General features: G+C 68.9%; 18 protein-coding genes. 10 read left to right on the top strand and 8 right to left on the bottom strand.

Features of this window, described 5'->3' with window-relative positions; translation table 11 throughout:
• Positions 1-15: 15 nt before the first annotated feature.
• Positions 16-228, bottom strand: coding sequence for a hypothetical protein (locus ABZ827_RS07150; protein WP_357233670.1), 213 nt, complete (start codon positions 226-228; stop codon positions 16-18).
• A gap of 325 nt (positions 229-553) precedes the next feature.
• On the opposite strand from ABZ827_RS07150, the gene recC reads away from it, so the two are divergent.
• From recC to recD, 3 genes are read left to right on the top strand one after another with little or no spacing between them, the layout of a single operon-like run.
• Positions 554-4,075: an exodeoxyribonuclease V subunit gamma gene (gene recC, locus ABZ827_RS07145; protein WP_357234580.1), complete on the top strand. Its 3,522-nt coding sequence runs from the start codon at positions 554-556 to the stop codon at positions 4,073-4,075.
• A 37-nt stretch (positions 4,076-4,112) separates the two neighbouring features.
• Positions 4,113-7,481, top strand: a complete 3,369-nt coding sequence (locus tag ABZ827_RS07140; RefSeq protein ID WP_357233668.1) for a UvrD-helicase domain-containing protein — start codon at positions 4,113-4,115, stop codon at positions 7,479-7,481.
• Complete coding sequence (gene recD, locus ABZ827_RS07135; RefSeq protein WP_357233666.1) at positions 7,478-9,415, top strand: exodeoxyribonuclease V subunit alpha; 1,938 nt, start codon at positions 7,478-7,480, stop codon at positions 9,413-9,415. The genes ABZ827_RS07140 and recD overlap by 4 nt, the downstream gene beginning before the upstream one ends.
• 53 nt (positions 9,416-9,468) lie before the next feature.
• On the opposite strand, the gene ABZ827_RS07130 is transcribed toward recD, so the two are convergent.
• Positions 9,469-10,239, bottom strand: coding sequence for a TetR/AcrR family transcriptional regulator (locus ABZ827_RS07130; protein ID WP_357233664.1), 771 nt, complete (start codon positions 10,237-10,239; stop codon positions 9,469-9,471).
• A 180-nt stretch (positions 10,240-10,419) separates the two neighbouring features.
• On the opposite strand from ABZ827_RS07130, the gene ABZ827_RS07125 reads away from it, so the two are divergent.
• Entirely contained in the window at positions 10,420-11,994 is a 1,575-nt protein-coding gene (locus ABZ827_RS07125) for a succinic semialdehyde dehydrogenase (RefSeq protein WP_357233663.1), read from the top strand.
• A gap of 42 nt (positions 11,995-12,036) precedes the next feature.
• Entirely contained in the window at positions 12,037-12,864 is an 828-nt protein-coding gene (locus ABZ827_RS07120) for an SDR family oxidoreductase (protein WP_357233661.1), read from the top strand.
• Here ABZ827_RS07120 and ABZ827_RS07115 read toward each other — a convergent pair.
• Together ABZ827_RS07115 and ABZ827_RS07110 are read right to left on the bottom strand one after the other, a co-directional pair.
• A complete protein-coding gene (locus tag ABZ827_RS07115; RefSeq protein WP_357233659.1) occupies positions 12,848-13,663 on the bottom strand; it encodes a putative protein N(5)-glutamine methyltransferase in 816 nt (271 codons plus the stop codon). The genes ABZ827_RS07120 and ABZ827_RS07115 overlap by 17 nt on opposite strands.
• An 87-nt stretch (positions 13,664-13,750) precedes the next feature.
• Complete coding sequence (locus tag ABZ827_RS07110) at positions 13,751-14,350, bottom strand: TetR/AcrR family transcriptional regulator (protein ID WP_357233657.1); 600 nt, start codon at positions 14,348-14,350, stop codon at positions 13,751-13,753.
• 116 nt (positions 14,351-14,466) lie between these two features.
• On the opposite strand from ABZ827_RS07110, the gene ABZ827_RS07105 reads away from it, so the two are divergent.
• Entirely contained in the window at positions 14,467-15,288 is an 822-nt protein-coding gene (locus ABZ827_RS07105; protein WP_357233655.1) for an SDR family NAD(P)-dependent oxidoreductase, read from the top strand.
• 27 nt (positions 15,289-15,315) lie between these two features.
• Here the strand turns inward: ABZ827_RS07105 and ABZ827_RS07100 are convergent, their stop codons facing one another.
• Positions 15,316-15,942 carry an NUDIX hydrolase gene (locus ABZ827_RS07100; protein ID WP_357234577.1) on the bottom strand — a complete coding sequence of 209 codons (627 nt, stop codon included), beginning with the start codon at positions 15,940-15,942 and terminating at the stop codon, positions 15,316-15,318.
• Positions 15,943-16,195: 253 nt separating this feature from the next.
• On the opposite strand from ABZ827_RS07100, the gene galT reads away from it, so the two are divergent.
• The gene (gene galT / locus ABZ827_RS07095) at positions 16,196-17,317 is read left to right on the top strand and encodes a galactose-1-phosphate uridylyltransferase (RefSeq protein ID WP_357233653.1); all 1,122 of its coding nucleotides are present in this window, start codon (positions 16,196-16,198) and stop codon (positions 17,315-17,317) included.
• A gap of 24 nt (positions 17,318-17,341) precedes the next feature.
• Here the strand turns inward: galT and ABZ827_RS07090 are convergent, their stop codons facing one another.
• Positions 17,342-18,292 (bottom strand): YdcF family protein, encoded by a 951-nt coding sequence (locus ABZ827_RS07090; RefSeq protein WP_357233651.1) that lies wholly within the window; start codon positions 18,290-18,292, stop codon positions 17,342-17,344.
• A gap of 128 nt (positions 18,293-18,420) precedes the next feature.
• Here ABZ827_RS07090 and ABZ827_RS07085 point away from each other — a divergent pair, with 128 nt between their 5' ends.
• From ABZ827_RS07085 to ABZ827_RS07075, 3 genes are all read left to right on the top strand, one after another.
• Positions 18,421-19,275, top strand: a complete 855-nt coding sequence (locus ABZ827_RS07085; RefSeq protein WP_357233649.1) for a bifunctional 5,10-methylenetetrahydrofolate dehydrogenase/5,10-methenyltetrahydrofolate cyclohydrolase — start codon at positions 18,421-18,423, stop codon at positions 19,273-19,275.
• A gap of 130 nt (positions 19,276-19,405) precedes the next feature.
• Positions 19,406-19,888 carry a TrkA C-terminal domain-containing protein gene (locus ABZ827_RS07080; RefSeq protein WP_357233647.1) on the top strand — a complete coding sequence of 161 codons (483 nt, stop codon included), beginning with the start codon at positions 19,406-19,408 and terminating at the stop codon, positions 19,886-19,888.
• A gap of 10 nt (positions 19,889-19,898) precedes the next feature.
• A complete protein-coding gene (locus ABZ827_RS07075; protein WP_357233645.1) occupies positions 19,899-21,089 on the top strand; it encodes a cation:proton antiporter in 1,191 nt (396 codons plus the stop codon).
• An 8-nt stretch (positions 21,090-21,097) separates the two neighbouring features.
• Here the strand turns inward: ABZ827_RS07075 and ABZ827_RS07070 are convergent, their stop codons facing one another.
• A complete protein-coding gene (locus ABZ827_RS07070) occupies positions 21,098-21,853 on the bottom strand; it encodes a glucose 1-dehydrogenase (protein WP_357233643.1) in 756 nt (251 codons plus the stop codon).
• Positions 21,854-22,078: 225 nt separating this feature from the next.
• Positions 22,079-22,429: a hypothetical protein gene (locus tag ABZ827_RS07065; protein ID WP_357233641.1), complete on the bottom strand. Its 351-nt coding sequence runs from the start codon at positions 22,427-22,429 to the stop codon at positions 22,079-22,081.
• Positions 22,430-22,684 lie beyond the last annotated feature (255 nt).

The raw sequence follows: 22,684 nt of genomic DNA, 5'->3' as shown, positions 1-22,684 counted from the left end.
TTTCCTGGGTGACCGCTAGTGGACGCGGGCCGCGGCCTTCAGGCCGGCCACCGGGCGGCCGTTGAGGCGGTAGCAGTGTTCGAATGCCTCGGTGTGCTCATCGCGTGGCCACGAATGCAGGACGACGGTGCGTCCGTAATGCCGGGAGTTGACCAGTTCCCACCGGTCGCCGGATCGGCGAACCGTGAACCCGTCCCTCGGTATCAGGGGCACAACCAGCGCTTTCATCGACGCGAACCAGCCTTTCCTGCGGAAACCCGTTCCTCCCGGGGGTTGCACTGTGACACAGCGTCTCCGCGGGATCCCGGCCATCCGACCGCGTGTCGGTGGCTCATGTGTGCTATTTCACTGTGCAGAAGCACTGGTTATACGGTAGAAGCGTTCGGCGCTAGGGACATTCGGATGATGATCACCTGTCCCGGGGTTGTCCTGGGCGTCGCGGGGGGTTGCCCGGCGCTGTCGGCGGCGGGGCGTATAAACGGGGGACGAGACGGGCCGCTCGAGGTGTGCGAATGCGGCGGTGGACGGGATCGAACCGAGCGAAAGGGCGGAGATGGCGCTGCACGTCCACCGTGCCGAACGCGCGGACACGCTCGCCGCGGTACTGGCCGCGGTGCTTGCCGATCCACTGCCCGATCCGTTCGCCACGGAAGTGGTCGCGGTACCCGCGAAGGGCGTGGAGCGCTGGCTGGCACAGCAACTTTCGGGTGTTCTGGGTGCGGCGCCGGGAGCCCGCGACGGGATCGCCGCGAATATCCGGTTCCCGTCCCCGGCCGCGCTGGTAGACGATGTGCTGGACCAGGTCACCGGCATCGGCGCGCACACGGACCCGTGGGCGCACGACCGTGTGGTGTGGACGCTGCTGCGGGTGATCGACGAATCGGTACACGAATCATGGTGTGCGGTACTGGCACAGCATCTCGGACTCGACGTGGGCGGGTCGCCGCCCGGCGATGCGCACGGAAGCGACACCGGAACCGAACCGGCGATCGCCGGCACCGAGCATCGGCTGGGCAGGCGTTATGCCACAGCGGCACGGCTGGCGGTGCTGTTCGACGCGTACTCGGTACAACGCCCGGGCCTCATCACCGAATGGGCGGCCGGTGCCGATACCGACGGCACCGGCCGGCCACTCCCGGACGACCTGGTGTGGCAGCCCCTGCTCTGGCGCCGGCTGCGTGCGGCTGTCGGGGCCCCGAGCCCGGCGGAACGTCTGCGGGCAGCCTGCGCGCGGTTGCGCTCGGATCCGGGTTCGGTCACGCTGCCCGACCGGCTGTCACTCTTCGGCGCGACCCGTCTGACCGCCGGGCACCTGGCGGTACTCACGGCCCTGGCCGAACACCGCGATCTGCATCTGTGGCTGACGCATCCGAGCCCCGCGATGTGGGATTCCCTGGCCCGGAACAGGTCCGATCCGGCGGCGGGATCCGGAGCCGCCGGCGAGCCGGGAACCTCACGAGCAGCCGACGATTCGGCGTCCTCTGTGCGGCATCCGCTGCTGGCCGGGTTGAGCCGGGATATCCGGGAGTTCCAACTGCGGTTGCCCATGCCCGGATCCGATACCTGGTACCCGCCGGACCAGGGCGAACGGCAGGCATTGCGGTCGACGGATCGTGAGCAGCCCGGAGGGGAACGGGATTTCGCGGATACGGGAGCCGCCGAAGGGCAGCAGCCGGATCCCGTATCGCCGACCTTGTTGCACACGCTGCAGGGACATATTCGCGACGACGACTGGCCCCCGCCGGCCGGACAGCGCACCGGAGACCGCAGTGTGCAGGTACATGCGTGTCATGGGCCGGTGCGGCAGGTGGAGGTGCTGCGGGAATGCCTGCTCGGTCTCTTCGCCGCCGACGAGACGCTCGAGCCACGTGATGTCGTGATCATGTGTCCGGAGGTAGAGGTATTCGCTCCGCTGGTCCGGGCGGCGTTCGGGCAGCCGGGGCCGGGAAGCCCCGACGTCCCGGCTGCCGTGGCACATCCCGGCCACCGGCTGCGCGTGCGGCTCGCCGACCGCGGACGCGCCGTGACCAACCCGCTGCTGGGCCTGGTTGTGCAGCTGCTCGAACTGGCGCGCGGGCGGGTCACCGTCACCGAGGTGCTGGATCTGGCCGCGGCCGAACCGGTACGCCGCGCCTGCGGATTCGACGATGACGATATCGAACGGATGCGGGAGTGGGCGGTCGAAGCGGGCGCCCGGTGGGGGATCGGCCGGCGGCAGCGGCAAGCGTTCGGGCTCGGTGATTTCGAGCAGAACACCCTGAATGCCGCCCTCGACCGGATCCTGCTCGGTGTCACCGCGGACGAGAGCTCCCAGGGCTGGCTGGACAGGGTACTACCGCTCGACGATGTGGACAGCAACGATATCGATCTGGCCGGCCGGTTCGCGGAATTCATCGACCGGCTGGCCGCGATCTTGCGTGATCTGCAGGGGCCCGCGCCGGCCGGCGAGTGGTCGGCGATACTGGGGCGTGCCCTCGATCTGCTGACCGATGTCCCGGAGTCGCAAGCGTGGATACGCACCGAGGCGCGCCGGGAGCTGGCGGCCGCCACGGTCTACGCCGGCGATACGGCGTTGCGGCGCGCCGATATCGCGGAACTGCTGCAGGGCCGGTTCGCGACCGGCGCGACCCGCGCCAATTTCCGCACCGGCGAACTCACCGTCTGCACGATGACCCCGATGCGGTCGGTACCGCACCGCGTGGTGGTGTTGCTCGGGGTGGACGACGAGGTCTTTCCGCGCGGCACCGGAATAGACGGGGACGATGTACCCGCGCGTGATCCGCTACTGGGCGAACGTGATCCGCGGTCCGAGGACCGGCAGCTGCTGCTGGACGCGATCATGGCCGCCCGCGACACCCTGGTGGTGCTGCACACCGGCGCCGACCCGGTGACAGGCGCGTATCGTCCGCCTGCCGTGCCGATCGCGGAACTGCTGGACGCATTGCGCACCCATGTGGGAACACAGGGTATGGCCGAGGTGCTGACCCGCCATCCGTTGCAGGCACACGATCAACGTAATTTCACCGCGCCCGCGCCGTTCAGCTTCGATACGGCCGCGTTCGCCGGCGCCCGGGCGACCCTGCGGCCACGTGCCGCCGAGCCGGGACCGTTCACCCGGGCCCTGCCCGCCGCCGAGACCACGGAAACGAGTCTGGCCGAGCTCATCTCGTTCCTGGAGCATCCGGTGCGCGCTTTCCTCTGGCAGCGCCTCGGTGTGCGGATTCCCGACCAGGAGGAGGAAATCACCGACCGGCTGCCGATCGAGTTCGGCGGCCTCGATACCTGGGCGCTCGGGGAGCGGATGCTCGCCGCGCGGCTGGCCGGTGCGGACCCCGCGGATCTGCGGGCCGCGGAATGGCGGCGCGGCACCCTTCCCCCCGCCGAGCTCGGCCGCCGGGTGCTCGACGATGTGGAGCGGACGGTCGAATCGCTGGTCCGCGCGGCCGGACCGGACTACACGCAGACGCCGCGCGATATCGATATCGCCGTGGATCTGGGTGGTGGCCGCCGGCTGACCGGCACTGTCGCCGAGGTCCGCGGTGACCTGCTGGTACGCGCCACGTATTCACGTGTGGCCCCGAAACACCGCCTCGCGGCATGGGTCTCGGTACTGGCCCTGGCGGTCACCGAGGACCGCTCGTGGCGTGCCGCGGTGACCGGGCGCGGCCGGTTCCCCACCCCGGCCTGGCGCAGCGAGCTGACCGCCCCCGGCGCGGACGAGGCGAACTCGATTCTGCGCACGCTGGTCGCCCTGCGCGATGCCGGCCTGAACGAACCGCTGCCGATCCCGACGGCCACAACCGCCGCCTACGCGGCGGCGCGGTACCGGCGCCTACCACCCGAGGAAGCCATGGTCGCGGCCGATCGGGAGTTCGGCGGCGGCGATAAGACCCGGGATTTCGCCGAGCACACCGATCGGCATCTTCGCTACGTCTGGGGCCGCGCCCCGGATCTGAGCCGTCTCACCGCGGCCGCGGCACCGGACGGGGAACCGGTCGAGCACACGCGGTTCGGGTCCATCGCCCGCCGGCTGTGGGTACCGCTGCTACGGGCCGAACAGCAGGGGGCGCCATGATCGCGGTCCGGGTCGGCAGCCACGAAAGGCGGGGCCGATGACAGCGAGCGCTACCTCCCCGCCGGCCGCAGGGAATACCTTCGCCCTGTGCGACGACCTGCCGATGGGGACCACCGTGCTGGAAGCCAGCGCGGGCACCGGCAAAACCTATGCGATCGTCGGTCTGGCGGTCCGCTATGTCGCCGAGGCCGGGATCGCGATATCCCGGCTGCTGCTGGTGACATTCAGTCGTGCCGCGACCCAGGAGTTGCGCGAGCGCACCCGCGATCGGTTCGTCGCCGTCGCCGCGGCCCTCGCCGACCCGCCGGCGGCGCGTACCGCGTCCGACGAATTGATCCGTCATCTGGCCGCCGCCGAACCCGATGAGGTGCGGGCCCGGCGCGCCCGCTTGCTCACCGCGCTATCGGATTTCGATGCCGGTGTTATCGCCACCACGCACAGTTTCTGCCAGCGCATGCTCGGCGAACTGGGACTCGCCGGCGATCTGGACCCCGGCGTCCGGCTGGTGGAGGAGGCCGACGATATCACCCGCGCGGTGATCGACGATCTGTATCTCGGCCGCTACGCGCGCACCGCGGCGCCGTTCACGGTGAAACAGGCTCATCGGTTCGCGGCGGCCGCGGTGCGCGACCGGCAGGCGCGGCTCGCCCCCGATACCGACGAGGTCTCGGCGCAGCGAGTCGCGTTCGCGGAGGCGGTGCGCGCGGAAACCGAACGCCGCAAAAGGCTTTCGGGCCTCCGGGATTTCGATGATCTGCTGGTACTGCTGCGCGATATCCTCGCCGACCCGGTGCGCGGGCCGGCCGCGTGCCGCCGCATCCGCGATCGGTATCCGGTGGTGCTCGTCGACGAATTCCAGGACACCGATCCGCTGCAGTGGGAGATCCTGTATCGCGCGTTCCACGGCCACAACACGCTCGTGCTCGTGGGCGATCCCAAACAGGCGATCTACGCGTTTCGCGGTGCCGAGGTGCTCAGCTATCTGGACGCCGTGGGCCACGCGACCGCCCGGCGGGAACTCACCACCAACCGGCGCAGCGATGCCGGGTTGCTGCGGGCGCTGGAGCATCTGCTCGGCGGGGCGGCGCTCGGCCATGACGAGATCGTGGTGCCCGCTGTCACCGCCACCCAGCCGTGGACCCGGTTGCGTGGCCCCGCCGAACTGACCACCCCGCTGCGGTTGCGGTGCCTGCCGCGGACCGGAGCCGGGCCGCGGGGCGTATCCGGTTTCCCGAACATCCATCGGCAGCGTGCTCGGGTCGCGGCGGATCTGGCGGCCGATATCGTCGCCCTGCTCGAATCGGGAACCGTCATCACCGAGATGACGGGTCGTCGGCCGGGGCCGGACGGGGCCGGAGTGGCGGCGGCCGATACGGACGCCGGGCGTGCGCTGGGGCCCGGGGATATAGCGGTGCTCGTCCGCACCCACACTCAGCTGGAAGTGGTCCGCGAGGCTCTCGAACGCGCCGGTGTCCCGGTTGTCTTGACCAGCGGTAGCAGTATTTTCGCTACACCGACCGCCACCGACTGGTTGTGGGTGCTGGCCGCGCTCGAACAGCCACATCGCGCGGATCGTGTGCGGTTGGCCGCGCTCACACCGATATTCGGGTACACGAGTACCGAGATGGATACCGGGGGAGCGGATCTGGTGGGCCGGGTGAGCGCCGAGCTACGGGAGGCGGCGCGCCTGTTCGCCCGCGCGGGATTCGCCGCCGTATTCGAGGAGATCGCCGCTTCCACCCAGCTGGTGCCCCGGCTGCTGGCGGCCGGCCACGGGGAGCGACTGCTCACCGATATCCGTCATCTCGCCCAGATCCTGGACGATATCTCGGCCGCGGAGGGGTTGGGTCTGACGGCTTTGACCAGGTGGTTCGCCGACCGGGTCCGGGATCCCGCTTCGGGGTCGGTGGCCGGGCGGAGCCGGCGGCTGGATCGCGATATCGCGGCGGTGCAGCTCGCTACGGTGCACGCCAGCAAAGGACTCGAGTTCCCGGTGGTGTACCTGCCGTTCGCGTGGGACAGTTCGGCCGACCCCAAGCCCGCCACACTGCTGATGCACGAGAACGGCGTACGCGTACTCGATATCGGCGGTCCCGACGCGCCGGGGTACTCCGCCCGTAAGGAACGTGCGGACAGCGAATCCGCCGGTGAAGAACTGCGGCTGTGCTACGTGGCGCTGACCAGGGCCTGTTGTCAGGTGGTGGCCTGGTGGGCGCCGTCGTTCGGGACCGCGGTCGCTCCGCTGCACCGGCTGCTTTTCGGCCGGGTTCCCGATGCGGCACAACCGAAATCGCGTGCCCCGGTCGACGGGGACGCCGCCGTGGTGGACCGGGTGCGGGCCTGGGCCGCGGCGGCCGACGATGCCCTTTCGGTGACGGCGGCCGATCCCGGCGCGGAGATCCCGGTATACCGGCCGCGTACCGGTGCGCCGGGGGGCGAGCTCGCCGTGGCCACCTTCGACCGGGAGCTGGACGATCACTGGCGGCGCACCTCCTATTCGGCACTCACCGCCGCGGCGCATCACGCGGCCCCGGATACCGAGCCGGAGGATCCGATCGGTCCGGGTGACGAACCGGAGGTACCCGCCCCGGTGGCCGAGCCCGAGCCCGAGCCCGGTGCCGCGTCCCTGATGAACGATCTTCCCTACGGCGCGGAATTCGGGACCCTGGTACATGCCGTGCTGGAACGGGTGGGTACCGATACCGCCGATCTGGCCGCCGAGGTCCGCGCCCGCTGCGGCGAAACCGTTAGCGATATGCTCTCCGATGCCGATCCGGACATACTGGCGGACGCATTGCTCGCGGTGCTGCGCACCCCGATCGGGTTCGGCGCACTCGCCGATATCGCGGACCGGAACCGTTTGTGCGAACTGGAATTCGAGCTCCCACTGGCCGGCGGTGACTCCCCGGCCGGCGCATCGGCCACACTGCACCGGATCGCCGCACTCGTGCGTACCCACCTGGAGCCCGGCGATATCTTCCACGCCTACGCCGACGAACTCGGCACGCTCGACGATACGCCGTTGCGCGGCTACCTCACCGGCAGTATCGATGCGGTACTGCGCACCCCCGACGGTCATTTCGTCGTGGTGGATTACAAAACCAACCGGCTGGGCACCGGCGACCTCACCGTCGCCCACTACACGCGAGACCGGATGGCCGCCGAAATGATCCGGTCGCATTACCCGTTGCAGGCCCTGCTGTATTCGGTGGCGCTGCATCGGTATCTGCGCTGGCGGTTACCCGGCTACGACCCCGCCGCGCATCTCGGCGGTATCCGCTACCTGTTCGTTCGCGGCATGATCGGTCCCGAGACTCCGGAAGGTGCCGGAGTGTTCGATTGGACCCCGCCGCCCGCGTTGATCACCGGACTGTCGGAACTGCTGGCCGGAGGTGTGTCGTCGTGATACCGATCCGGGTCGCGCTGCGCGGCAACGGGATACTGCGCGAGTTCAACGAGGCCGGGGTGCTCTCGGCCGCGGATGTCCATGTGGCCGAACGGCTGGGCCGGCTCGCCGGGGAGACCCGGGATACGGTGCTGTTCGCCGCGGCGCTGGCGGTTCGTGCCGTGCGCTCGGGTTCGGTATGCCTGGATCTGACCGGGATGCGGGAGATCGGTGTGGATGCCGACGACGAACGCGTCGATCAGGTCGACCTTTCGGAGCTGCCCTGGCCCGAGGAACAAGCGGTCATCGACGCGCTCCGGGACAGCCCGCTGGTATGTGGTGGCCCGGCGGGACCCCTGTGCCCGTTGCGGCTCACCGAGCCGGCCCGGCCGGATACCGGCCCGCTCCTCTATCTGGACCGCTACTACCGGCAGGAGCAGACCATCCGCCGGGTGCTCACCGCCCGCGCGGCCGGTCATCCGCCCGCCGACCCCGCCGTGGTGTGCCGCGAACTGGATCGGCTCTTCGGCCCGGCCGGCGATACCCTCGACCGCCAGCGTCTCGCCGCCGCGCTGGCCGCGACCCACTGGACCACTGTCGTCGCCGGTGGCCCCGGAACCGGAAAAACCCATACCATCGCCCGGATTCTCGCGCTGCTGTCGGCGCACGGGGCGGCCGGGACCGGGCCGGGGGCCGGTACCGCACCACTGCGGATCGCGCTGGCCGCGCCCACCGGCAAGGCAGCGGCCCGGCTCCAGGAGGCCGTCCGCGATCAGGCGGGCCCGCTCGGCCTGCCGGAGCTCTCCGCGGCGACGCTGCACCGCCTGCTGGGCTGGCAGCGCGGCCGGACCACACGGTTCCGCTATCACGAACACAATCGCCTGCCCTACGATGTGGTCGTCGTGGACGAGACCTCGATGGTCTCGCTGACCATGATGAGCCGGCTGCTCGCCGCCCTGCGCCCGGACACCCGGCTGGTTCTGGCCGGCGATCCGGATCAGCTCGCCTCTGTCGATGCGGGTGCGGTTCTCGCGGATCTGGTCGCCTCGCCGTTTCCGGGAGCCGCCGCCCCGGTCTTCGAGGAGATACTGGCCGCCGACCCGGGATTCGCCGGCCGGCTCGAGACCGCCGGGGCATCGGCGGCCGCGGAGTCCGAAGCACTCACCGACCTGGAACGAAACCGCCTGCGCGGCGGTATCGTCCGGCTCACCCGGGGGCGGCGGTTCGGTGGCCGGATCGCCGATCTGGCCGTCGCCGTCCGGGCGGGCGATACCGAGGCCGCGCTGGACCTGCTGCGGTCCGGGGGCGATATGCTGCAGTTGCTCGGCCCGGACGAAATCGCCGCCGTCCGGGCCGATGTCGTATCCACCGCGCAGCGGGTCACCGCCGCGGCGAACGCGGGTGATGCCGCCGGGGCCCTGGCCGCTTTCGAATCGCATCGACTGCTCTGCGCGCATCGCCGCGGCCCGTACGGGGTGGAGCAATGGGACCGGACGGCAGCCGAATGGGCTGCCGCGGCGGGCGCCGGCCCGGAAAGCCGGGCCGGTACGTGGTATCCCGGCCAGCCGCTGCTGGTGACGGCGAACGACCACGAGGCCCGGATCTACAACGGCGATACCGGCGTCGTCCTGCGCCGGCCGGACGGGTCGCTGCGGGTAGCGCTGCAGCGTGGCGAGGAGCCGTTGCTCGTGCATCCCACCCAATTCCCGTCGGTGGTCACGGTTTTCGCGATGACCATCCACCGCAGTCAGGGCAGCCAGTACGACGCGGTGACCATCGTGCTCCCGGAACCGGGTTCGAGCCTGCTGACTCGCGAACTGCTGTACACCGCGATCACCCGGGCGCGGCGGCATGTGCGCATTCTGGGTAGCGAGGAGGCCATCCGGGCCGCCATCGACCGCCACGTCCTGCGCGCCAGCGGGCTCAGCCTCGACCACGCCGATCGACCCGACTGAGGCGCCTACGACACTGCCCGGGTGATGCGCCGGCCGATGAACGGTGTGCCCGACTACCTGACTTCGTCCGGTGCGGTGGGGAACAATCCGGGAAGCCCCATGGCGTATTGCATATCCGCGGTGTTTCCCAGGGTGGCCAGCACGACCCGGATCATCGTGAGCCGGGCCGCGGCCACCGTATCGGGGTCCGGCTGGGTGCCCGGTGCGGCAACGGCCGAGATCCGGTAGACGACGTATTCGCAGACGTACAGCGCGGCGTCGAGGTCCACCGGTCCGGGAACCGCACGGCCGAGTTCGGTGAATTTACTCCGGACGATCGCGCGGATGCCGTCGAGGGCGGTATTGCGGTACGCCGAAACCGGCGAGGCCGGATCGTGCAGTTCGGCGAACAGCGGCCGCAGCATCGGCCCGTGCCCGCGAGCCCAGTCCAGGTAGGCATCGATCAGCCGGATGCCCAGCTCCACGCCCTCCCCGGTCGCCTCGAGTGCCGCCGCTATCCCACCGACCAGTTCCGTGTTCGATACGTCCAGCAGCAGGTTGAGCGGTTCGGTCGCGTTGGCGAAGTAACGGTAGAAGGTGGGCCGGGACAGTCCCGCCTGGTCGATGATCTGCGCCACGCTCAGGCCGCGTGAACCGGAGCGGGTGAAGACCTCGGCGGTCGCGTCGACGATCCGGGCACGGACCTGTTCGGCCTGTTCGCGGGTCTGCGGCGGGCGGCCCCGCCGGGCCCCGCCGCCGGTGGGTGCCGCGGGAAGTGGCCGGTTCACCGGTCCGGCCGGTCGTGTCTCGGGGCCGTCCGCCCGGTCGGCTGGTCGGGTACTCACGACGGGACTCCCGGCGGTGCTGTGAGATTCCACAGCCACCACCGGTTCGGGGCTGTTGCGCGCAACGGGCCCCTTGACACTCCACACCGCACGAGCATTACATTAACACCACTGTTCAATTAATCATCCCCGCCGCGTTTCGCCACCGCGGCGGGTACTCGCCCCAGGAGAATGTCGACGATGACCACCGCTGCCCAGCGTCCCGCCGCCACCGGTGCACTGACTCCGGACCTGGTCGAACGGCTGCTCGCCCGCGCCGCGGCCGGTGGGGCTCCGGCTGTCCCGGTCGTCGCGCCGGCCACCGGCGAGCCGATCGCCGAACTTCCGCAGTCCTCGGTCGCCGATATCGAGGCCGCGTTCGATCGCGCCCGCGCGGCCCAGCGGGAATGGGCCCGGGTTCCGGTTCGGCAGCGCGCCGCGGTGCTGCGCCGCTTCCACGATCTGGTGCTGGCCGAACAGGACACCATCCTCGATATCGTGCAGGCGGAAACCGGGAAATCCCGCGCACACGCGTTCGACGAGGTCGGTGACGTCGCGGTCAATTCCCGGTATTACGCCGCCACCGCACCCAGGCTGCTGGCCCACCGCAATCCGCGCGGTGTGCTTCCGGTGCTGACGGATGTCCAGGTGCGGCAGCGCCCCAAAGGGGTTGTCGCGGTGATCTCGCCGTGGAATTATCCGCTCGCGCTGGCGGTTTCGGATGCGCTGCCCGCTCTGGTGGCCGGTAACGCGGTGGTGGGGCGGCCCGACAACCAGACCGCGCTCACGGCGCTGTGGGCGGTGGACGTCGCTGTCCGGGCCGGGCTGCCGGCGGATCTGTGGCAGATCGTGCTCGGCCGTGGATCGGTGATCGGCGGCGATGTCATCGACCGTGCCGACTATGTCGACTACACCGGCTCCAGTGCTACCGGCCGCACCATCGGACGGCAGGCGGGGGAGCGGCTGATCGGCTGTTCGCTCGAACTGGGCGGTAAGAATCCGCTGCTGGTGCTCTCGGATGCCGATCCGGTCGCCGCGGCCAAGACTGCTGTGCGGGCAAGTTTCGCCTCGGCCGGGCAGCTGTGCGAATCGATGGAGCGGATCTACGTCCACGAGAAGGTCTACGACCGGTTCATCGGTGAATTCGTTCCGGCGGTGCGGGCGTTGAAGCTGGGCTCCCCGCTCGACTACTCCACCGATATGGGTTCGCTGACCTTCCGGCGCCAGCTCGACACCGTGCGGGCGCATGTCGACGATGCCGTGGCGAAGGGCGCCACCGTCCTGGCCGGTGGCACCCACCGGCCCGACCTCGGCCCCTATTTCTACGAACCCACCGTGCTCACCGATGTCACCGCCGAGATGACGGTGCACCGGGAGGAGACCTTCGGGCCGGTCGTATCGGTCTACAAGGTCGCCAGCGACGACGAGGCGGTGACCCAGGCCAACGACACCCCGTACGGGCTCAACGCCAGTGTCTGGTCCCGCAGCGCGGCGCGGGGCCGCGAGTTCGCTGCCCGGATCAACGCCGGGTCGGTGAATGTCAACGAGGGTTTCATCGCCGCGTGGGGGAGCGCGGACGCCCCGTCCGGCGGTGTGGGAATATCCGGAACAGGTCGCCGGCACGGCCCCGAGGGCCTGCTGAAGTACGTCGACACCCAGACCATCGCGGTCCAGCGGATGCTGCCGATCGCGCCGCTGCCGGGGATGTCGGAGGCCATGTGGGCGAAAACCATGACCCTGTACTTCCGGGTCATGAAGACGCTGCGCCAGAAATAGGCCACTGTTCTACTGTTCTCCGACGACAAAGGATCCGAATCGATGAAACTCGCCACGGTGGCCGGTAAGAAGGTACTGATCACCGGTGCCGCCATGGGCCTGGGCAAACTGTTCGCCGAACGGGCGGTGCGCGAGGGCGCCACCGCGGTGGTGCTCTGGGATATCAACGAGACCGGACTGCGCGATACCGCGGCCGAACTCCGCGCGGCCGGGGGGACCGTGCACACATATACGGTCGATGTGTCCGACCGGACGGCGGTGGCGGGTGCCGCCGATTCGGTACGGGTGGATGTGGGCGATATCGATGTGCTGGTGAACAACGCCGGAATCGTGCGCGGTAACACCTACTTCTGGGAAACGAAGGACCGCGACGATATCGACAAGACGATGTCGATCAATGCTCTGGCGCCGATGTACGTGACCCTGGAGTTCCTGCCCGCCATGGTCGCCGGTACCGGCCAGGCCCGGGTGCTCACCATCGCCTCGTCGGCCGGTCTGGTGCACAACCCGCGGATGAGTGTCTATGCCGCGTCGAAATGGGCTGCCCTGGGCTGGTCGGATTCGGTGCGGATCGAACTGGGGCAGGCCGGCCACGACCACGTCAAGGTGACCACGGTCTGCCCGACCTACATCAATACCGGAATGTTCGAGGGCGCCAAGGGGTTCTGGCTCACGCCGATCCTCGACCAGCACAAGGTGGTCGAGACATCCTGGACGGAGATGAAGCGGGGCACCCCCGTGGTGATCATGCCGTGGACCTCACGCCTCAACAAGGCCCTGTCCGGTGTGCTGCCGCTCAAACTCCGCGATCTGTTCCTCAACACCGTCGGCGTCTACCACTCGATGGATCAGTTCACCGGCCGGAAGTAGCGGGCGGGAGCGTGCCGACGGCCACCGTGGCGCCGAGCTCCGGGGAGTCGGCGATCCGCACGCTGAATCCGCACTCGGTGAGCACGGCGGTGGCGGAAGGTATCTGATCGACGCCGATCTCGATCAGCAGACTGCCGCCGGGTGCGAGCCAGGCGGGCGCGGCCGTGGCGGTCCGGCGGGCGAGGTCCAGCCCGTCGGGTCCGCCGTCGAGCGCGGTGGACGGTTCGTGGTCGCGGGCCTCCGGCGGCATCCGTGCGATGTACTCCGACGGTACGTACGGCGTATTCGCCAGCAGGAGATCGACCTGCCCGCGGATCTCGCGCGGTAGTGCGTCGAACAGATCGCCCTGGTAGACCCGCCCGCCGATATCCGCGAGATTCTCGCGGGCGCAATCGACCGCGACCGGGTCGATATCGGCGGCGAACAGATCCGGAAGCGGATCGGATCCGGTGGCCAGTTCGTCGATCAGGGCCAGCCCGAGTGCCCCCGAACCGCAGCACAGATCCACCACCGTATGCGGCGGGTTTCCGCGGGCCAGCGCGGCCGCCTCCGCCACCAGCAGCGCCGAACGCCGTCGCGGGACGAACACCCCCGGACGCACCCGCACCCGCAGCCCGTTGAATTCGGCCCACCCGAGCACATACTCGAGTGGGGTCCCGGCGACTCGTCGAGCGATCAGACCGGCTAGTTCGGCCGGTGAACCGGCGGCGTCCACCAGTAACCGCGCCTCGTCTTCGGCGAACACGCATCCGGCGTCCCGGAGTTGCCTGGTGACGGCCTCGAGATCGAAATCGGGCATGGGCCCAGTGTGTCGGGTGCTCCGCCCCGGCGCACTGGAATTGATCGCTCGGCGCGGCGCCGCGCGCGGCGAGGATCCTGCGGCGCGTCAGGGACGAAAGGCGCGCAGGGTGATATCGACCAGCGAATCGGCATATTCGGCGGTGAGCGGGCCGGTGCGGAGCAACCACCGCTGGAACAGTGGTGCGTAGAGCACCTCGAGCACGAGGTCGAGGTCGGCGTCGGCGGCGAGCTGGCCCGCCTGCTGCGCGCTGCGCAGGCGGGCTTTCTTGGCATCGTCGACGGGTCGGGCGAGCTTGTCCCGGTACTGTTCGGCGAGGTCCGGGTCGTGGATCAGTTCGGTGTTGAGTGCCCGGATCGGCCGCTCGAAATCCGGATCGGCGAATTCCGCGGCAGTTGCCCGCAGGACGAGTTTCAGATCGGCCTCGAGATCACCGGTATCCGGTAGTTCGATTCCCGTCCCGTCGCCGGATTCGCTGAGCGCCAGAAAGGAATCGAAAATCACCGAGCCTTTGGACGGCCACCACCGATAGATCGTCTGTTTGCCGACACCTGCGCGTGCGGCGATCGCCTCGATGGAGACCTTTGCGTACCCGGATTCGGAGATCAGCTCCCTGGTTGCCGCGAGGATCGCCTGGCGGGAGCGCTCGCTGCGCCGGGGTCGCTCCCGGTTCTGGGCAGTGCTCATGGGCGCAGCCTACCAGTGGGCGAGACGCAACGGTTCGTTTGACATCGACTCCGAGGGTGCGCATACTCGAGTGAACGAACCGAGACGGTTCGTCTTACTTAAGGAGGTGGGTATCTGTGACGACCGCACGAGTCTGGTTCATCACCGGTGCTTCGCGAGGTCTCGGCCGGGCTTTCGCCGAGGCGGCTCTCGCCGCGGGCGACAGGGTGGTGGCGGTTGCGCGCAATATCGCGCCGCTCGATGATCTGGTGGCCGCATACCCGCACAGCCTGGTCCGGTTCTCCCTCGACATATCCGATCGCCGCGCCGTATTCGACGGTGCCGAGCGAGCCTTCGGTGCGTTCGGCCGGGTCGATATCGTCGTCAACAATGCGGGCGGGATGCTGTACGGGATGGCGGAAGAAGCGACCGAGGAACAGATCCGCGCCCACTTCGATGTGAATTTCTTCGGCGCGGTGTGGGTTTCGCAAGCGGTGGTTCCCCGGCTGCGGGCGCAGGGGGGTGGCCGGATTCTGCAGGTGACCTCGATGGGAAGCGGAGGCGGGATGGCCTCCGTCGGTTTCTACGGGGCGGGAAAGGCGGCGTTGGAATCGTTCGGCGAGGCGCTGGCCATGGAGGTCGAGAGTTTCGGGATCGACATCACCAATCTGCAAATGGGTGGATACGACACCGGGCTCTTCAGCCTCGGCACCACCGCGACCGACCCGTTCCCCCCGTACGACCCGCTGCGCGCCGAGCTGGCCGAGATATGGGGCGACGACGCCGGACCGGATCCGGCCACGGCCGTCGCGACGATCATGGAACTGGTGGCGCTGCCGCATCCGCCCCGGCGGCTCATCGTCGGCAGTCGCTCGTACGAGCAAGTCCGGGAGCTGGACCGGGCCCGTGACCGGTCGCGGGAGGAGTGGGAGTATCTCAGCTGTATGGCGCCGGGCTGACCGGGATCGGCGGCGGTCCCGGTCCGGCTACCCGTCCTCGGTGAATGCCCATACCGCGGCCGGGCGGCCGGTGGCCTTGGTACGGCGCCGCTGGTCGGTTTTCTCCAATCCGGGGATTCCGGCGAGAGTGCGGTTGAGATTCGCCGCGTCCGGCCGGGTGCCCAGCAGGGACGCGGTCAGGTCGACCGCCCGGGTCGCCGGGAACCGAGTGCCCAGCAGGGAGCGGGTGAGGGTGAGGTCCTTCCACAGCAACCCCGACAGCAGCCCGCGGGCCGCCGCCACGATGCTGTTGTGGTCGAACGCGAGTGCCGGTGGTTCGTCGAAGGAGACCCACTGCGCGGGCCCTCCGTGCGGTTCGGTCACTGCCCACATGACGATGGACAGTGTCGGCCCGCGCGGGTCCCGATTCGGTTCGTCGAATGTCACGAGCTGCCCGACCGGTCCGATGGCGGCCGCCGGAACGCCGAGTTTCGTGTGTACCGCGCGGATCGCGGCATCGGCCAGACGTTCCCCCCGGCCGAGCAGGACGCCCGGGAGCGCTACCTGCCCCGTGAACGGTTCGTGGCCGCGGGCCGCGATGCCGAACGTGGCCGCGGCGTCGTCGGCCCAGAACCGCAACGCCACGACATCCACCGATACCGCCGATTGGTCCACAAACCCCATACTGCCGCATCCGCGACGCTTCTCCCTCGGACGATAGTGCGCGGCGAGCGCGCGGAGCTCATTGCGCGGGACGACGGCCGGTGACAGTCCGCGGCGGTCCCGGACACCCAGGCGCGTGAGCCGTTCCGCCGGTGCCAGGGGCCGGTGCGGCCGGGACGGCGATCGCCGCAGTGGATCGCGAGCACCGGACCCGCCGGTCGCGCGGATGGGCAGCCGGGCCCGTCGGGCTGGCTATCGTGAAGGTGTGCCGACCCGCATCGTGAAGCGCAGCGCCACCCTGGCCGACGGCCGGGAACTCATCTACTACGACGACGCCGATACCCGGCTCGGTCCCGAACGCCGGATCGACACCCGTCGCCTGGAACCCCGGCCGCCGACCGCGGCGATGCGCCAGGATGTGCTCACGGGGGAGTGGATCTCCATTGCCGCAGCCCGGCAGGGCCGGGTGGTGCTACCGCCCGCCGATCGCGATCCGCTGGCACCGCAGACGCCGGACAATCCCTCGGAGATACCGGACCTGTACGACGTAGCGGTATTCGAGAACCGGTCCCCGTCCTTCGGTCCCGCGCTGCCCGGCGACGTCACGGGCGAACCGCCCGCGCCGGGCGGGCTCGCAGATATCACCGATCTCGGGCTGGAGCGGGAACGGGTGGCGGTCGGGCGCTGTGAAGTGGTCTGCTTCAGCCCGGAACACGAGGGGGCGTTCGGTGATCTCACGCCGAGCCGCGCCCGCACCGTCGTCGAGGCCTGGGCCGACCGCACCGCCGTACTGTCGGCGCTGCCGGGTATCGAGCAGGTGTTCGTGTTCGAGAATCGCGGGAAGGCGATCGGTGTCACCCTGCCGCATCCGCACGGCCAGATCTACGCCTACCCATATGTGACACCGCGGACCACCCGCGTTCTCGAATCCGTGCACCGGCTCGGCCCGGATCTGTTCCAGCGCATCCTCGAAACCGAACGTGCGGGTGGCCGGGTGGTGCTGGCCGGCGAGAACTGGACCGCGTTCGTACCGTTCGCGGCACGCTGGCCGATCGAGGTACATCTGCTCCCGCACCGCCATATTCCGGATCTCGCGGCGACGAACGACGCGGAACGCGATGAGTTGGTCACTCTCTACCAGCGATTGCTCCGCGGCATCGACAGCCTCTACGACGATCCGACGCCGTATATCGCGGCCTGGCACCAGGCGCCTGTGCACACCGGACGCGACGCCGTGCGCCTGCACCTGCAGCTGACCTCGATCCGGCGCGGTGCCGACAAGATCAAATATCTGGCCGGCTCCGAAGCGGCGATGGGAGCCTTCGTCGCCGATATCGTGCCGGAGGAAGCGGCCGCCCGGATCCGGGCGGCCGTCGCGTCCGGCTGATTCTCGCCGTCCGGGAATACCGGATCAGCGGGTGACGGGAAGCTGGAAGGTCCGCGTGGCATCCAGGTAGATGCTGTACTGGGCCGCTCGGTCGGGGGGCGGCAGCTGGGATACCAGCTGGTCCAGCGAGGTCGTGGCGCCCACCACCGGGATACCGGCGATATAGAGATCCGTCACCGCCCGGCGGATATGGTTCGGGGAGGTTACGGCCACCGCCGACGTGGCGCCTATATCGTGCAGAATCTCCGCGCTGTACAGCGCGTTCGCCACCGTGGATCCGGCCCGGTTCTCCACATATATACGGCTCGCCGGGATTCCGCGGCCCACCAGCCAGTTGCGCATCGCCTCGGCTTCGGTGATGCCGTTACTGGGATTGTTTCCGCTGACCACGATCGGTGAGGCCGGGGAGGCGATCGCCTGCAGCCAGGCGGCCGTCAGCCGGTCGACCAGTTCGGGACGCGGGGTGCCGTCGGGCAGCAGGCCGAAACCGAAGACCACGATGCCGGTCTGCGGCCCGACCAGCGCGGGAAGTGGGTTGGGCAGGGTGGCGACACCCGCGCCGATCGCACGGAAGACCCCGTCGGTCCCCGCGGCCAAACCCGGGTCGACGACGCGCAAGCGTCCCATGGCGTCGTCCCGGGCGGGGATATCGTTATCGTAATTCGACCAGATCGCCTGCAGGGAGAGCGCCTGGGCGTCGGCCGGATCGCGGCCGATGAGTTCTCGGAGATCGGCGCGTCCGGCGGCCGAGTCGCCGTCGGTGAAATGACGCTGGGCGGAGTTGTAGAGGGCGTTCGTTTCGGGAGTTGTGGCCTGAGCGGGTGAGCCGATGAAACCGGCGACAGAGACGACGGCGGCTGCGCTGATCGCCACCAGATATTGCAGACCTCTGCGAATGTGCACTACGGCGACACCTTTCCACACGTGGAGTTGGTTCTCGTAGGTGATCGGGTCGGAGCTGACGGATTGCGGCATATGGCACCCCACCCTAGAGCCGGGTGTGGTCCGAATACGGGATTTACGGCTGGCCGATTCGTGACATGCCCCGAATCCGGCGACGCCCTCGCGGGCCCGATGCCGGCGCGGGTCTAGGGTGAATGCCCGTGGATACCGCATCGCTCACCGGGAAAGATCTCGCCGCCGCCCTCAACGCGGATACGACCGCACGAGCGAAGGCGCTCACCGAGCGGGTGGGCCGGGCGCCGCGCCTGGCGCTGGTCGTCGCCAATGACGATCCGGCCAGTGCCTGGTACGTCAACTCGCTGAAGAAATCGGCGGCGAATCGCGGAATCGATTGTGACACAGTGGATCTGGGTGCCGACGCCTCGGCTGATACGTTGCGGACCGAACTTTCGGTGCGGAGTGCGGACCGCGATACCGACGCGATCATGCTGCAGACACCGCTGCCCGCCGGTGTGACCCTGGACGAGGTATCTCCGGCCATCGCCGCCACCAAGGATGTGGATGGGGTGAGCCCACTGTCGCTCGGCCTGCTCACCGCGGGTTCGGCCGGATTCGCACCGGCCACGGCGGAAGCCGTGGTGGAGTTGCTGAAGCATCACGATATCGCGCTCGAGGGGCGGCATGTGGCCGTCGTCGGACGCTCCAACGTCGTCGGCAAACCGCTCGCGCAGCTGTTGCTGGCGGAGAACGCGACGGTCACCATCTGCCATTCCCGCACCGTCGACCTGCCCGCGGTGACCGCGACCGCCGATATCGTGGTCGCCGCGGCCGGCCGGATCGGGCTGGTGACCGGCGCGAACCTGCGTCCCGGGGCAGTTGTGATCGATGTCGGTACGAACGAATCGGCCGACGGCAAGATCGTCGGCGATGTCGATCCGGATTCGGTCGGGGGCATCGCGGGCGGGCTGACCCCCGTACCCGGTGGGGTCGGCCCGGTGACCACCGCGCTGCTCATGCGGCATGTGGTGATCGCCGCCGAACAGGCCCAGCGGTAGCACGCTCGCCGTCGTCGCCGGGCCCCGGCCTCCGGTCGTGGCCCGGGCGTTTCGGGGCCGGCGTGCGCTGGGTAGCGCTAGTGTGTGCGGGCCTGTCGGCCCGCGCTGGAAGTCGAGTTAAGGTGACATCGTGAACGTCGAAGTGACACCCTTGCCGGGAATAGGCGTACGCAAGGATTTTCCACTCACCGCTGTGCGCCGGCGGATCGGGGTCGTCGATCACAAGGACGGGACGATCGACCTGATCTTCACCAAGATCGGCGATCCCGACGCCACCACGCAGATTCCGATGAGTGAAGCCGAAGCGGGCACGCTGGCAAATCTGCTGGGTGCACCGCAGCTGGTCGGTCAGCTGCGCAACGACCACCGGGATATGGCCGGGGTGAACACCCGGCAGCTGCCGGTCAGTGAGAACTCTCCCTACGACGGGCGAACCCTGGGCGAGACCCGGATGCGGACCCGGACCAAGGCGTCCATCGTGGCGGTTATGCGTGCGGGGCAGGCCATGCCGGCGCCCGGACCGGATTTTGTGTTCACCGGTGGCGATGTGCTCATCGTGGTGGGAACCTCGGAAGGTCTCGACAGCGCCGCCGATATCCTGAAAGACGGCTGATACCAAGGCAATGCATGCGGACACGCTGGCTTTGATCCAGCTGGGGGCGGTGTTCTTCGGGCTCGGAGTGCTCGGACGCATCGCGGCCCGGATCGGAATGTCCCCCATACCCCTCTATCTGGTGGGCGGACTCGTGTTCGGGGAAGGAGGTTTCCTCCAATTACACGAGATGGGTGAGTTCATCACACTCGCCAGCGAGATCGGGGTAGTACTGCTGTTGCTGCTCCTCGGCCTCGAATACAGCGCGGCAGAACTGTTCACCGGGATGAAGAGATCCTGGATGGCAGGCCTGCTCGACCTGGTGCTCAATGCGACACCCGGCGTGATCGTGGCGCTGATGCTCGGGCTGGGTCCCACGGGCGCGCTGGCGATGGCCGGTGTCACGTATATCTCCTCCTCCGGGATCATCGCGAAAGTTCTGAACGATCTCGGCCGGCTCGGCAACCGGGAGACACCGGTGATCCTGTCGATCCTGGTGTTCGAGGATCTGGCGATGGCCGCGTATCTGCCGGTGCTGACAGCCGTGCTGTCGGGATTGGGATTCGTGGCGGGCCTGGAAGCGCTGGGTATCGCGCTGCTGGCGGTGACCGCCGTGCTCGTGGTGGCGTTCCGGTACGGAAAGTACGTCTCCGCGATCGTGTCGAGCGAGGATAACGAGATCTTCCTGTTGAAGTTGCTCGGCTCCGCGCTCCTGGTGGCCGGGGTCGCGTCCACGCTCCAGGTTTCGGCCGCGGTCGGGGCGTTCCTTCTCGGTATCGCGATCTCCGGTGCCACGGCGCACAGCGCCACCAAAATCCTGGAACCGCTGCGGGACCTGTTCGCGGCCATGTTCTTCGTGCTGTTCGGTTTGACGACCGACCCACGTAGTATCCCGCCGGTGCTCGCGTGGGCGGTGCTGCTGGCGGTGCTCACCACTGTGACGAAGGTAGCCACCGGATGGTGGGCCGCCGCGCATGCCGGCGCCTCGCGGATGGGTCGTGCCCGCACCGGCGCGGCCCTCGTGGCACGTGGTGAGTTCTCCATCGTTATCGCCGGGCTGGCCGTATCGGCAGGTGCCGTACCGGACGAATTCGCGGCATTGGCGACGACCTATGTCCTGCTGATGGCCGTTATCGGTCCGGTCGCGGCACGCGTGGTGGAGCCGGTCCTGCGGATGGCCACCCGCCAGCCCAAACCGGAGCCGGATACCGCCGGCGAATAGCGCGGCTGTCACAGCGCCGTATAACCGCCGTCGACGAGGTAGCCCGCGCCGGTGACGAACGAAGCGTCCTCGGAGAGCAGGAAGGTGACCACCGCGGCGACCTCGTCGGCCGTCCCGAACCGCCCGAGCGGGTGTTTGTTCTCCAGGAACTGCCTGGCTTCGGCGGGCATCTCGGTCAGCGGGGTCGCGATGACGCCGGGCTGGACGGCATTGATCCGCAGGCCGGTGGGCCCGTATTCGACGGCCGCCGTCTTGGTCATCCCCAGGACCGCGTGTTTGGACGATGTGTACGCCGAACCGGGTGCGTCGGTGGCGACATTGCCGTGTACCGACGACATGTTCACGATGGCGCAATTTTGCGGTCCGGCGGCGAGCATCGCGGGAATCTGGTATTTCATCCCGTACACCACGCCGTCGCAATTGATCGACATGAGCAGCCGCCACTTATCGGGATCCAATTCCCCGATGGGTCCGGGGCTCACGCCGATCCCGGCATTGTTCACCGCGAGGTGCAGGGCACCGTAGTTCTCGACCGCGAAATTCACCGCCGCTTCGTGGTCGGCGAGTCTCGCGGTGTCCTGCGCGAGGGCGGCGGCCGTACCGCCGGCCTCGCTGATCTGCTGGGCGACCTGGCGCGCCGCCGCGAGATCGATATCACCCAGTACGACCTTCGCACCCGCCGCGGCCAGCCGCAGCGCCGTCGCCTTCCCGATACCCGAACCCGCACCGGTGACCAGGGCGACTTTCCCGGTGAAATCGGTCATATCTTCCTCCGCGTTATCGGCGACAGCAGGGCACGGACCGGACACCGAATCGATCGAGCCGGGTGCCGGTTGGTCTTCGAGCGGAGCGCGACGTCTGGACGGTCGCGGCCGACCGGAACCCTACCCGGCTCGCGGACCGATCCCCGGGAGCCCGGCGATATGCCGGTGATCCGCCGATCGGCCTCCGCGGCGAAGGAGGCCGATCGGCGGTGTAGCGGCCGCGGGTCAGGCAGCGGCGGCCGAGCGCAGGGAAAGCAGAACAGCCGCGGGGTCCTCGACGTCGACCACGAGCCGGGTGTAATCGGTGCCGCGGAGTTCGATACGCACCGCCTTACCACCGAACAGGGTGTCCCAGAACTCTTTGCGGCCCTTCCCGCGGAAGGTCCCGGCGGCGATCGCGCCGGGGAAGAAGACCCCCGGAGCACGGACCCAGGGTGGGCGCCGATCTATTTCGGCCGTTTCGGCGGCCACGATATTCGTCAGGTCGAAGGTGATCCGGTCGCACAGCGACAGGACCCGGTGCGTGCCACGGACGTGCACTGTGACAGTAGTGCCGGTTATCTCGATGTCCACCATGGGTTCCTCCCAGATGCCGAGTTCCGCTCTTCTTCCAGCATGCCGCCGCGCCCTGGTCGTTGGCTGTGCTGTTGCTGTGAAAATTCTCAGGGTCCGCCGATTTCCGGGCTCCGATCCCATGCGGAGGATGCGCCCGCGAATCATCGCAGGTGGAGGTGGGTGCTGCCGTATCCCGCGCCGTCGCGGTGGCGCGGCGCGGGCAGTATCGGTCAGACTCGTCGATGTGGATCAGAAATCGAACGAGTGCCCGGCCCG

It is taken from the genome of Nocardia sp. NPDC019395 (assembly GCF_040632335.1).
Lineage (GTDB): Bacteria > Actinomycetota > Actinomycetes > Mycobacteriales > Mycobacteriaceae > Nocardia.
The sequence above is the reverse complement of the archived record's forward strand: the minus strand, read 5'-3'. Positions and strand labels throughout refer to the sequence as shown.